This window comes from Pseudarthrobacter enclensis, from assembly GCF_001457025.1.
Taxonomy (GTDB): domain Bacteria; phylum Actinomycetota; class Actinomycetes; order Actinomycetales; family Micrococcaceae; genus Arthrobacter; species Arthrobacter enclensis.
Map to the genome: position 1 here is coordinate 268848 of NZ_KQ758603.1, position 12601 is coordinate 281448.

11 protein-coding genes and 1 tRNA gene are annotated in these 12601 nt (G+C 67.2%); 10 read left to right on the plus strand and 2 right to left on the minus strand.

Annotated features, from left to right (window positions below; genetic code table 11):
- Positions 1-10: 10 nt before the first annotated feature.
- Entirely contained in the window at positions 11-1117 is a 1107-nt protein-coding gene (locus AS031_RS13670) for an AAA family ATPase (protein ID WP_058268702.1), read from the minus strand.
- A 164-nt stretch (positions 1118-1281) separates the two neighbouring features.
- Between AS031_RS13670 and AS031_RS13675 the strand changes: the two genes are divergently transcribed.
- The 5 genes from AS031_RS13675 (at position 1282) to AS031_RS13695 (ending at position 7460) form a co-directional block, all read left to right on the plus strand.
- A complete protein-coding gene (locus tag AS031_RS13675; RefSeq protein WP_058268703.1) occupies positions 1282-2187 on the plus strand; it encodes a TatD family hydrolase in 906 nt (301 codons plus the stop codon).
- Between the two features lie 280 nt (positions 2188-2467).
- Complete coding sequence (locus AS031_RS13680; RefSeq protein WP_058268704.1) at positions 2468-3634, plus strand: resuscitation-promoting factor; 1167 nt, start codon at positions 2468-2470, stop codon at positions 3632-3634.
- Between the two features lie 123 nt (positions 3635-3757).
- On the plus strand, positions 3758-4630 hold the full coding sequence (gene rsmA, locus AS031_RS13685) for a 16S rRNA (adenine(1518)-N(6)/adenine(1519)-N(6))-dimethyltransferase RsmA (RefSeq protein ID WP_058268705.1): 873 nt from the start codon (positions 3758-3760) through the stop codon (positions 4628-4630).
- On the plus strand, positions 4627-5589 hold the full coding sequence (locus AS031_RS13690; protein ID WP_058268706.1) for a 4-(cytidine 5'-diphospho)-2-C-methyl-D-erythritol kinase: 963 nt from the start codon (positions 4627-4629) through the stop codon (positions 5587-5589). Before rsmA ends, AS031_RS13690 begins: the two co-directional genes overlap by 4 nt.
- A gap of 38 nt (positions 5590-5627) precedes the next feature.
- Positions 5628-7460, plus strand: a complete 1833-nt coding sequence (locus tag AS031_RS13695; protein WP_058268707.1) for an ABC-F family ATP-binding cassette domain-containing protein — start codon at positions 5628-5630, stop codon at positions 7458-7460.
- 102 nt (positions 7461-7562) lie between these two features.
- Here the strand turns inward: AS031_RS13695 and AS031_RS13700 are convergent, their stop codons facing one another.
- Positions 7563-8189 carry a TetR/AcrR family transcriptional regulator gene (locus AS031_RS13700; RefSeq protein WP_058268708.1) on the minus strand — a complete coding sequence of 209 codons (627 nt, stop codon included), beginning with the start codon at positions 8187-8189 and terminating at the stop codon, positions 7563-7565.
- Between the two features lie 169 nt (positions 8190-8358).
- Between AS031_RS13700 and AS031_RS13705 the strand changes: the two genes are divergently transcribed.
- From AS031_RS13705 to pth, 5 genes are all read left to right on the plus strand, one after another.
- A tRNA-Gln gene (locus tag AS031_RS13705) sits at positions 8359-8430 on the plus strand.
- Positions 8431-8529: 99 nt separating this feature from the next.
- Positions 8530-10008 carry a bifunctional UDP-N-acetylglucosamine diphosphorylase/glucosamine-1-phosphate N-acetyltransferase GlmU gene (gene glmU / locus AS031_RS13710; protein ID WP_058268709.1) on the plus strand — a complete coding sequence of 493 codons (1479 nt, stop codon included), beginning with the start codon at positions 8530-8532 and terminating at the stop codon, positions 10006-10008.
- 2 nt (positions 10009-10010) lie between these two features.
- Positions 10011-10991, plus strand: coding sequence for a ribose-phosphate diphosphokinase (locus AS031_RS13715; RefSeq protein ID WP_058268710.1), 981 nt, complete (start codon positions 10011-10013; stop codon positions 10989-10991).
- Positions 10992-11234: 243 nt separating this feature from the next.
- Positions 11235-11849, plus strand: coding sequence for a 50S ribosomal protein L25/general stress protein Ctc (locus AS031_RS13720; protein WP_058268711.1), 615 nt, complete (start codon positions 11235-11237; stop codon positions 11847-11849).
- Between the two features lie 100 nt (positions 11850-11949).
- Positions 11950-12540, plus strand: coding sequence for an aminoacyl-tRNA hydrolase (gene pth / locus AS031_RS13725; RefSeq protein WP_058268712.1), 591 nt, complete (start codon positions 11950-11952; stop codon positions 12538-12540).
- The last annotated feature ends 61 nt before the right edge of the window (positions 12541-12601 follow it).

Consider the following 12601-nt stretch of genomic DNA (forward strand, 5'->3'; position numbering starts at 1 on the left):
GTCCGGCTGCCTATCGCTGGGTGCCCAGCCCCGCCACCGAAGTCCCGCGCCGGGTGCCGGCGTCCGCGGCAGCCTGCGGGACCGGGAGCCGTTGCAGGATGCCCTGCAGTACGGTGTGCGGCGTCTCCCCGGCTCCGGCTGCCTTGCGGTCCAGGATGATGCGGTGGGCCAGTACGGCCTCGGCTACCCGGAGCACGTCGTCCGGCAGGACGAAGTCGCGGCCGTCCAGCGCGGCGGTTGCCTTGGCGGCGCGCAGCAGCTGGAGCATGGACCGGGGGCTGGCACCCAACCGGAGCAGCGCACTGTCCCGGGTGGCCCTGCCCACGGACACGGTGTACTCCTTGACGGCCTGGGAAACAAACACCTGCTGGACCGTGGTGATCATCGCCGCGACGTCCGCCGCGCTGACCACGGCTGTGACCTTGGCCAGCGGGGAGACAGCCTGATGGGTTTCCAGCATCTCGATCTCCGCGTCCCGGTCCGGGTATCCCATGGAGATCCGGGCCATGAACCGGTCCCGCTGGGCTTCCGGAAGCGGGTAGGTGCCCTCCATTTCTATGGGGTTCTGCGTGGCCACCACCATGAACGGTTCATTCAGCCGGTAGGACTTGCCGTCCACCGTGACCTGGTGCTCCTCCATGCACTCAAGCAGGGCGGACTGGGTTTTCGCCGAGGCCCTGTTGATTTCGTCGCCGATGACGATGTTGGCAAAAACGGCACCCGGCCTGAATTCGAACAGCCGGGAGGACTGGTTGTAGATGGAAACGCCTGTCACATCCGACGGGAGCAGGTCCGGGGTGAACTGGATGCGGTTGACCGTGCAGTCAATGGTCCGCGCGAGCGTCTTGGCCAGGAGGGTCTTGCCGACGCCGGGAACGTCCTCCAGCAGCAGGTGCCCCTGCGCCAGCAGGACGGTCAGCGCGAGCTCCGCCGCGTCCGACTTGCCGTCAATCACCGTATTGACCGTTGCGAGGATCCGCTGGCTGGCGTCGTGGAACGATTCCGGATCCATGGGCGCGGCACGGTGCCCGTTCAGGTGGCTGACGGGGTCTGCGACACCCGCCAGATTGCGGTTCGCAGCGCTCACATCGTTGGCAGTGCGTCGGTACGATTCCATCGGCAACCTTTCAGTCCGGGTTTTACCTGGACGAAACAGCAAGCCCTGCCTTCGCCCGCCAGTGGGCGTTCGCATGTGCTTCCACCAGACTACTAACACAACTGCTTCGGCTGACAGAGAGTTCCGCACAAAAACGGATGCTTCCGCGCGGCTAGGCTGGAGTGATGTGCAATCCGCAGATCCCCGACGCCTACCGCGCCCCCGAAGCAGCAGGTTCCCCGGATGACGGTGCGGCCGCAAAACGGCACTACGCACCCGCACCGGAGCCGCTGCCCGTACCGGTAATGGACAACCACACCCACCTGGATTTCCCGGACGGGAAAGGGCCGGTTGGTATCGCCGCTGCATTGGATGCCGCAGCCGCTGTGGGCGTCCAGGGCGCGGTCCAGGTGGGCTGCGACCTTGAGTCCTCGCGCTTTACCGTGGCGGCCGTGCAGCAGGACAGCCGGCTGCTGGGCGCTGTGGCGCTGCACCCTAACGATGCCCCGCTTTACGCCGGACGCGGGGAACTCGAAGATGCGCTGGCGGAGATCGAACAGTTGGCGGCGCACCCGCGGGTCCGGGCCATAGGCGAGACCGGGCTGGACTTCTTCCGCACCCAGGGCGAGGGCCTGGCCCATCAACGGTATTCCTTCCGCCGGCACATCGACATTGCCAAGCGGCTGGGCCTGGCGCTGCAGATCCACGACCGCGACGCACACGACGACGTCGTCCAGGTCCTGGAGGAGGAGGGCGCCCCCGAACGGGTCGTCTTCCACTGCTTCTCCGGCGACGAGGACCTCGCCGCCATTTGCAACCGGGAGGGCTGGTTCATGTCCTTCGCAGGCACCCTCACCTTCCGGAATGCAGCGAACCTGCGCTCGGCGCTCGCCGTCGCGGACCCGCAACTCGTGCTGGTGGAAACGGACGCCCCTTTCCTGACTCCGCATCCGCACAGGGGCAAGCCCAATGCCAGCTACATGGTGCCGTACACGGTCCGGGCGATGGCCGAATTGACAGGAACCGACCTCGCCGCGATGTGCACGCAGATCAGCGCGAATACGGTGCGGGCATACGGATCCTGGGACTGAGCGGCACCGTTTCCGGACAGCCCAGGGACATACCTGGTATGCAAATTTGTTGGTCGGTTTATAACGCTACGGTTACAGTGGACAACTATTAGCCGGGGTCGGGGAAGGCCAGCGGGTAATTTACTTCCATGTCAGCACCACGTGCCGGGGCCTTGTCCCGCCCTGGGCGCGGGCGGGAGTGTGGCGGCGCAACGGTGCCCGGACTGCCGATTCGATGCAGTACCGGGCATTTTATTGCGCAGATCCCCGTGCCCGGATGGAACTAAAGTTACGGGCAATCGTGGTCAAGTTCTTCACATCGGACGGCAAGATCAGTTTCCTCAAGGTCGGCGCCCAGCTGCTGGTGTTGTGCACCCTGGTAGTCGGGCTGGTTGCCTTCGTCGGCAATAACAAAACCATCACGCTGAATGTTGATGGCAAGGTCTCCTCCGTCCAGACCTTTGGCGGCACCGTGGGCCAGGTGGTCAAGGGCGCCAACATCGAACTCAAGCCCGCTGACAGGGTTTCGCCGGCCATTGACGCATCGGTCCAGGACGGCACCGTCATCAACGTCAACCAGGCCAAGGAAGTCAAGGTCAGCCTGGACGGCGCGGAGAAGACCGTGAACACCACGGCCCAGGATGTCGCCGGCCTGGTCACGGAACTCGGTGTGGCCAGCACCTCGTCGCTGTCCGTTCCCAAGGACGCCCAGCTCGCCGTGGAAGGCTCCTACGTCTCCATCTCCACGCCGAAGTCGGTCAGCGTCGTCGCCGACGGCAAGGTCAACACCACCACCACAACGGCCGCCACGGTGGGTGATGTCCTGAAGGACGCCGGCGTGAGCATCGGTGCCAACGACCGTACCTCCCAGCCGGCCAACGCCCACGTGGTCAACAACATGGTGATCAAGGTGTCCCGGGTGGAGAACGGCAAGACCGCCGTCACCACCGAGGAAGTCCCCTTCAAGACCGAAACCACCGAAAGCGCCGACCTGCTCAAGGGTGAAAAGGAAGTGACCCAGGCGGGCGCCGCCGGAAAGCTCGAGAAGACCTTCAAACTGGTCCTCGTGGACGGCCGCGAAGCGTCCCGCACCCTGGTCTCCGAAGCCGTCTCCGTCCAGCCCGTCACGGAGAAGGTCACCGTCGGCACCAAGCCCAAGCCCGTGGCCCAGGCCGCCGCTGCCCCCGCCGGCACCAACACCGGCGCCGCTGCCCCGGCCATGATGAACGAAGCCATGTGGGACAAGATCGCCCAGTGCGAATCAGGCGGCAACTGGAGCATCAACACCGGCAACGGCTACTACGGCGGCCTCCAGTTCGACATCCAGACCTGGATCGGCTCGGGCGGCGGCGCGTACGCCCCCAACGCCAGCCTTGCCAGCAAGGCGCAGCAGATCGACATCGCCAACCGCGTGTACGCCCAGCGCGGCCTGCAGCCGTGGGGCTGCGGCTGGGCGGCCAGCAGCTGACCCGCGCATCTGCCGGCCACGCCACCCCGTCACGAAGCCGGGCCCGGATATCCGGGCCCGGCTTCGGCCGTTAACCCGCCGGTCAGGCGGGGACGGGCCGGCGCCGCGGGATAGGATACCTAGGTGACTGAACCCAACGCCGCCGCGCCCGCCCCTCTGTTCGGGGCCTCCGACATTCGCCGGCTGGCAGGGGAAATGGGTATCAGGCCCACCAAGACACTCGGCCAGAACTTCGTAATCGACGGCAATACGATCCGCAGGATTGTGGCGGCCGCCGGCGTGGGTGCCGACGAGACGGTCCTTGAAGTGGGGCCCGGCCTCGGTTCGCTGACCCTCGGACTCCTCGATGCAGCAGCCCAGGTTGTCGCCGTCGAAATCGACCCGGTCCTGGCCGCCCGGCTCCCGGCCACCGTGGCGGAGTGGCGCCCCGCCGCCGTCGACACCTTCCACTTGGTGGAAGCCGACGCCATGAGGGTCACCGAACTTCCCGTGGCACCGACGGCGCTCGTGGCCAACCTGCCGTACAACGTGGCCGTCCCCGTGGTCCTGCACCTCCTGGAGCACTTTCCCAGCCTGCAGCACGGGCTCGTCATGGTGCAGGACGAAGTGGCCGACCGGCTCGCCGCCACCCCCGGCTCGAAAATCTACGGCGTGCCGTCCGTAAAGGCCGCCTGGTACAGCCACATGCGCAAGGCCGGGGTCATTGGCATGAACGTGTTCTGGCCTGCGCCCAAGATCCACAGCGGCCTTGTGGCGTTCACCCGCCATGAACCCCCGGCCACGAAAGCCACCCGGGAACAGGTCTTCGCCGTCGTCGACGCAGCCTTCGCCCAGCGCCGCAAGACACTCCGCGCAGCGCTCAGCGGCTGGGCCGGGGGAGGGGCGGAAGCGGAACGCTGCCTGGTGGCCGCAGGAGTGGACCCCACGGCGCGCGGCGAGGTCATCGACATTGCAGCGTTCGCCCGGATCGCGGAAGCCAAAGAGGCCCAAGCGTGAGTTTCGCCGCCAACCGGTCGGCCGCCCGGACCGTCCGCGTCAAGGCGCCCGGAAAAATCAACGTCTCACTCGACGTCGGCCCGCTCCGGCCGGACGGCTACCACTCCGTGGCCAGCGTCTACCTCGCCGTTTCCCTGTACGAGGAAGTGGCTGCCACCAGCACGGAGACTCCCGGCATCACCATCAGCCTGGCCCCGGGCAGCACCCTGGACCTGGACGCCGTCGACATCCCGCTGGACAGCAGCAACCTTGCCTACAAGGCCGCAGCCATCATGGCTGACGTTTCCGAGCACCCCACCGGAGTGCACCTGGACATCACCAAGCGCGTCCCGGTGGCCGGCGGAATGGGCGGCGGATCCGCGGACGCCGCAGCCACCCTCCTGGCCTGCGACGCACTGTGGGACAGCGGACTCTCACGTGAGGAACTGGCGCACCTCGCCGCCGAACTCGGCGCCGACGTCCCCTTCTCACTGCTCGGCGGGACCGCCGTGGGCCTGGGCGTGGGTGACAAGCTGTCCCCGGCGCTGGCCAAGGCACAGACCCACTGGGTGCTGGTCACTGCCGATTTCGGGCTCTCCACCCCCGAGGTTTTCCGGACCCTGGACAGGCTCCGCGACGCCGAGGGCGTGGCAGCGGACGAGCCCACCGCCGTCGACCCCCAAATCCTCGCCGCCCTGCGCGGGGGAGACGCCGAAGCCCTCAGCCGTGTCCTGGTCAACGACCTCCAGCGGGCCTCCATTGAGCTGGCCCCGTCGTTGCGCGATACGCTGGGCATCGGTGAAGCGCACGGCGCCATCGCGGGCATCGTCTCCGGATCAGGTCCCACCGTGGCCCTGCTGGCCGAGGATTCCGTGGCTGCCGCGGCCCTCGCGGAGGACCTGGGTCACCAAGGCCTGTCCGCACTCGCCGTCCACGGCCCCGTTCCCGGCGCCCGCATCATCTCCGACACCCTCCTCTAGCAGCGCAATGCCCGCACGGGCAGCAGAAAGCAGTTCCCTTGGCACACCTTCTTGGCGGCGAAAACCTCTCGGTCTCCTTCGCGACCCGAACCGTCCTGGACGGCGTCACGCTGGGGATCGAAGAGGGCGACCGGATCGGCATGGTGGGCCGCAACGGTGACGGCAAATCAACCCTGATGCGCCTGCTCGCGCTCCGCTCCACCCCCGACTCCGGCCGCGTGACCAAGCGCGGCGACGTCAACATCGGCTACCTCGACCAGAGCGACGTGCTGGACGGCGACCTCACCGTGGGTGTTGCGATCGTCGGCGACCAGGCGGACTACGAATGGGCCAGGAACCCCCGCATCCGCGAGATCATGGGTGGACTCGTGTCCGACGTCGACTGGCACGCCAACGTCCATGCGCTTTCCGGCGGCCAGAAGCGGCGCGTGGCCCTGGCCAAGCTGCTGATCGAGGACCACGACGTCATCATGCTCGACGAGCCCACCAACCACCTCGATGTTGAGGGGGTGGCATGGCTTGCGCGGCACCTGAAGTCCCGCTGGCGGGCCAACCAGGGCGCCTTCCTGGTGGTGACCCACGACCGCTGGTTCCTCGACGAAATCTGCACCAAAACCTGGGAAGTCCACGACGGGATCGTGGACCCCTTCGAAGGCGGGTACGCAGCGTACGTCCTGGCCCGCGCCGAACGCGACCGGATGGCCTCGGTGGTGGAGAGCAAACGCCAGCAACTGGTCAAGAAGGAACTGGCCTGGCTGCGGCGCGGTGCGCCCGCCCGGACGTCCAAGCCGAAGTTCAGGATCGAGGCGGCCAACGCCCTGATCGAGGACGTACCGGCGCCCCGGGATTCCATGGCCCTGAACAAGATGGCCACGGCGCGCCTGGGCAAGGACGTCCTGGACCTGGAGCACGTGTCGCTCAACTTCCAGGGCGGCGACGGCGGACGGAAGCTCTTCGACAACATCACGCTGCGCCTCGCCCCCGGAGAGCGGCTCGGTTTGGTGGGCGTCAACGGCGCCGGCAAGACCACTTTGCTGAAACTCCTCAACGGCGAAATCACCCCCGACGCCGGCAAGCGCAAGCAGGGCAAGACGGTGGTGACCGCCGTGCTCACCCAGGAGGTCAAGGAGCTCGACGACGTCGCGGACCTGCGCGTCATCGAGGTGATCGAGAGGGAAAAGCGGTCCTTCAACGTGGGCGGCCGCGAGTTCACGGCGGGCCAGTTGGTGGAGCAGCTCGGCTTCACCAACCAGAAGCAGTGGACCCCGGTCCGGGACCTTTCCGGTGGTGAGAGGCGCCGCCTGCAGCTGCTGCGCCTGCTGGTGGGCGAGCCCAACGTCCTGATGCTTGACGAACCCACCAACGACCTGGACACCGACACCCTGGCTGCGGTGGAGGACGTCCTGGACGGCTGGCCCGGCACCCTGGTGGTGGTGAGCCACGACCGCTACCTGCTGGAACGCGTCACGGACCACCAGATGGCGCTGCTGGGCGACGGCAAGCTCCGCGGCCTGCCCGGCGGCGTGGACCAGTACCTCGAGCTGCGCGAGGCCGCACTCGCCGGATCCACCGTGGCCGGCGGCGGAAACCCCGTCACCGGCGGCGGCCAGGCGGCCGCCACGGCAGCCGCAGCGTCCGGTCCCTCCGAGGCCGAGAAGCGCGAGGCCCGCAAGACCCTCAACCGGATCGAGCGGCAGCTCAAGAAGCTGGACCAGGAGGAAAAGAAGCTTCACGACCTGATGCTGAAAACCACCGAGGCCGGCGACTTCGACAAGCTCGCCGACCAGAACAGGCAGCTCAAGGACCTCACGGACGAAAAGGACGCCCTGGAAATGGAGTGGCTGGAGTCCTCGGAACTCCTGGGCGGCTGACAAAGGCGGCGGCACACGGGAGTGGGGTGGCTGTCCGGCAGCGTGCGTCAAAGCGACGAAGGAGCAGCACGCAGAGGACAGGTGCCCCGCTCCCGAAGGCGCTTACCCCTCGGACTGCAGCTCAGGTTCCTTTTTGAGCCCGGTCAGGCCGTTCCAGGCGAGGTTGACCAGGTGCGCTGCGACCGTGTTCTTGTCCGGCTGGCGGCTGTCCTGCCACCACTGTCCGGTCATGGCCACCATGCCCACGAGCATCTGGGCGTACATGGCGCCGTCCTCGCCGCTGAAGCCGCGGCGGGAGAATTCATCGGACAGGATGTGCTCCACCCGGGCGGTGACGTGCGAGAGCAGTGTGGAAAAAGCACCCTCCGGCTGGGACGGGGGAGCGTCGCGCATGAGGATCCGGAAGCCCTCGGTGCGGTCCTCAATGTAGGTGAGCAGGGCCAGCGCGGCGCGTTCCACCAGCACCCGCGGCTTCGCCTCTTCGGCCAAAGCGGAGCTGATGGCGTCGAGCAGGATGTGGAACTCGAAGTCCACCACCTGGGTGTAGAGGCCCTCCTTGGAACCGAAGTGTTCGTAGATCACCGGCTTCGACACGCCTGCGCACGCAGCGATCTCCTCGATGGTGGTGCCATCCAGCCCGCGGACGGCAAAGAGGCCGCGGCCGACGTCGATCAGCTGGTTCCGCCGCTGAAGGCCGGTCATCCGCGTCCGCGGGAGGTTGTTGCTCACATTTCCATCATGCCCTACCCCGCACTGGCCCCCTTTCCGGCCCCTGCGGACGACGGTGCAAGCCCGCCGGCAGCCGGCCGGGGCCCGGTCACACCCGCCTGTGTCGCGCGGCGCCCCGAACCCGTGGCAAAATAGGGACTTGTGCCCGGGCCTTGTGCCGGTGGCATGGTCCGCTCTGGTGTAACGGCAGCACCCCGGCCTTTGGAGCCGTGGAGTATAGGTTCGAATCCTATGGGCGGAACTGCTGTGCGGGGAGTTCAGCAGATGACTCCGGTGCCGGGCCGGCGGAGGTTGGCCGGACACCATCAGCGCCAGCGCAACAAGCGAGGAGAACCCGTACGTGATCCCTGAAAACACCGGTCCGGCCGCCGTCATCGTACTGGCAGCAGGTGCCGGTACCCGGATGAAGTCACGTACCCCGAAGATCCTCCACGAAATCGGCGGCCGGTCGATGGTGGGCCACGCCCTCCTCGCCGCCCGGAGCATCGCGCCGCAGCAGCTGGCCGTCGTAGTGCGCCATGAACGCGACCTCGTGGCCGGCCATCTTGCCGACCTTGACCCCTCAGCCCTGATCGTGGACCAGGACGAGGTCCCCGGCACCGGCCGTGCCGTGGAAGTGGCCCTCGCGGCGCTGGACGCCAAGGAAAAAATCGCCGGAACCGTGGTGGTCACCTACGGCGACGTCCCCCTGCTCTCCGGCGGACTCCTCGCAGACCTGGTCGCCACCCACGAGCGCGAAGGCAACGCCGTCACCGTCCTCACCGCCGTGCTGGACGACGCCACCGGCTACGGCCGCATCCTCCGCGGCGCCGACGGCACCGTCACCGGCATCCGCGAGCACAAGGATTCCACCGACGAAGAGCGGCTGATCCGCGAGGTCAACTCGGGCATCTACGCTTTCGACGCAGCGGTGCTGCGCGAGGCCCTCGGCAAGGTCACCACGGAGAACGTCCAGGGCGAAAAGTACCTGACGGACGTGCTGGGACTGGCCCGCGAGGCAGGGGGCCGCGTCGCCGCCGTCGTCACCGCCGACCGCTGGCAGGTCGAGGGCGCCAATGACCGCGTCCAGCTCGCGGCACTCGGCGCCGAACTGAACCGCCGTACCGTCGAAGCCTGGATGCGGGCCGGCGTCACCGTCGTGGACCCGTCCACCACGTGGATCGACTCTTCCGTCACCCTCGACGAGGACGTGCGGCTGCTGCCCAACACCCAGCTGCACGGCTCCACCACGGTGGCCCGGGACGCCGTCGTCGGCCCGGACACCACCCTGACCGACGTCGAAGTGGGCGAGGGGGCCGCGGTGATCCGCACCCATGGTTCCGGTTCCGTGATCGGCCCGCGCGCCGCCGTCGGCCCCTTCACCTACCTGCGGCCCGGCACCGTCCTGGGCGAAAAAGGGAAGATCGGTGCGTTCTACGAAACCAAGAACGTCACCATCGGCCGCGGTTCCAAGCTCTCGCACCTGGGCTACGCAGGCGACGCCGAAATCGGCGAGGACACCAACATCGGCTGCGGCAACATCACGGCCAATTACGACGGCGAGAAGAAGCACCGGACCGTCATCGGCTCCGGCGTCAGGACCGGTTCCAACACCGTCTTCGTCGCTCCGGTCACCGTGGGGGACGGCGCCTACAGCGGCGCCGGCGCGGTGATCCGGAAGGACGTCCCGGCAGGTGCGCTTGCGCTGAGCATCGCAGCCCAGCGCAACACCGAAGGATGGGTCCCGGCCAACCGCCCGGGAAGCCGATCCGCCGAACTGGCCCAGGCGGCCATCACCAACTCCTCAAGTACCCCGGCATCTACAGAAGAGGGCAAGTAAGAATGAGCGAAATTACGGCGCACGGCGAGAAGAAGCTGGTGCTCGCCACCGGGCGGGCACACCCTGAGCTGGCCCGGGAAATCGCCAAGGAGCTCGGCACCGACCTCCTCCCGGTGGATGCCTACGACTTCGCCAACGGCGAGATCTACGTCCGCGCGGGCGAGAGCGTCCGCGGCACGGACGCCTTCGTGATCCAGGCGCACCCCGCCCCGCTGAACAACCACCTCATGGAACAGCTGATCATGATCGATTCGTTGAAGCGGGCCTCGGCCAAGCGGATCACCGTCGTCTCGCCGTTCTACCCCTACGCCCGCCAGGACAAGAAGGGCCGCGGCCGCGAGCCCATCTCCGCACGGCTGGTCGCGGACCTCTACAAGACCGCCGGTGCCGACCGCATCATGAGCGTCGACCTGCACACCTCGCAGATCCAGGGCTTCTTCGACGGCCCGGTGGACCACCTGATGGCCATCCCGCTGCTCGCTGACTACATCCGCACCCGGGTGGACGCCGACAACATCACCGTGGTCTCCCCGGACACCGGCCGTGTCCGCGTTGCCGAGCAGTGGGCCGAACGCCTGGGCGGCGCGCCGCTGGCCTTCGTCCACAAGAGCCGCGACCTCACGGTCCCCAACCAGGCCGTCTCCAAGACCGTGGTGGGCCAGATCGAGGGACGCACCTGTGTCCTGATCGACGACATGATCGACACTGGCGGAACCATCTCCGGTGCCGTGACGGTCCTGAAGAACGCCGGTGCGAAAGATGTCATCATCGCGGCCACCCACGCCGTGTTCTCCGATCCCGCCGCCCGCAGGCTCTCCGAATCCGGCGCCCGGGAAGTGGTGGTCACCAACACCCTGCCGCTCAGCTCGGCCCAGCGGTTCCCGCAGTTGACCGTGCTGTCCATCGCTCCGCTGATTGCCAGGGCAGTCCGTGAAGTGTTCGACGACGGTTCGGTCACCAGCCTCTTCGACGGCAAGGCCTAAAACGGTACGAAACGAAGCCCGCCGGCAGGAGCCGGCGGGCTTCGTTTTAAGGAAATGGTCCCCGCACTGGTATTGTTGGGCTATACCTTGGCGAGGGAGGGCATAGCCTCCGTTATCGACTGGGTCTGCAGGTCCCTTCGCGGGACCGCCTTCTTGATGGGCCGGCTCCAAGCCGCCCGGCGTTGAAGGTCCAACCAGACCTCCGCCCTTGCTGAACACCGTTTAGTCTTCAAGGAGATTTCCATGTCTGAGCAGAAGCTCGCAGCAGAACTGCGCACCGAATTCGGCAAGGGCTACGCCCGCCGCGCCCGGATGGCCAACCTGATCCCCGCCGTCATCTACGGCCACGGCGAAGCCCCGGTCCACATCACCCTGCCGGCCAAGGCCACCACCCTGGCCGTCCGCACCCCCAACGCCCTGCTGTCCCTGGACATCAACGGCGAAGCACGCCTGGCCCTGGTCAAGGACATCCAGCGCGACCCCATTAAGCAGATCATCGAGCACATCGACCTCCTGAACGTCCGCCAGGGCGAGAAGGTCACCGTCGAGGTTCCTGTCCACGTTGAGGGCGAGTCCGCTCCGGGCACCGTGCACAACCTCGAACTGACCACCGTGTCCGTTGAAGCCGAGGCAACCCACCTGCCCGAGACGCTCTCCGTCAGCATCGAAGGCCGCGCCGCCGGCGAGCACATCCACGCCTCCGACCTCGCACTGCCCAAGGGCGTCACCCTGCTGACCGACGCCGAGGCCCTCGTGGTGAACGTCTCCGAAGCCACCGTGGTTGCCGAAGAAGAAGGCGAGCAGGCAGAAGCCGCCGAGGAAGCTCCCGAAGCCGCTGAGGAAGCTGCCGCAGAGTAGTCTTTCCACCGTTTCGCCAATGGCCGGATCCCGCCGGGGTCCGGCCATTGCCGTGCCCGAGCCCCCCGCCCCGTGCAGGCCACCACTTTAGGATTGATCGATGACTGATACCTGGCTGATTATCGGCCTCGGAAACCCCGGCGCCCAGTACCAAGGGAACAGGCACAACGTCGGCCAGATGGTGCTCGACGAGCTCGCGGGGAGGATGGGCGCCGGGTTCAAGACCCACAAGGCGCGCGCCCAGGTGGTGGAAGGCAGGCTGGGTATCGGCGGCCCCCGCGTGGTGCTGGCCAAGCCGATGACGTACATGAACGTATCCGGCGGGCCCGTCTCTGACCTGGCCAACTTTTACGGAATTTCGCCGGACCGGGTGGTGGCGGTCCACGACGAGATCGACATTCCCTTTAATACGGTGAAACTCAAGACCGGCGGCGGCGAAGGCGGCCACAACGGGCTGCGCGACATCTCCAAGGCCCTGGCCACCAAGGACTACCTCAGGGTCCGGGTGGGCGTGGGGCGTCCGCCGGGCAGGATGGACACCGCAGACTACGTCCTCCGCGACTTCGGGACGGCGGAGCTCAAAGAACTGCCGTTCCTGCTGGACGAGGCAGCAGACGCCGTCGAACTCCTGCTCCGTGAAGGGCTGACGGCCGCCCAGCAGAAGTTCCACCCGGCCAAGCAGGACAAGTAACAGGCGCCGCGGCAAAAACTTAAACGGGCGTTGACCTGTCTCGTTGTCCGCCGGGCAGGGT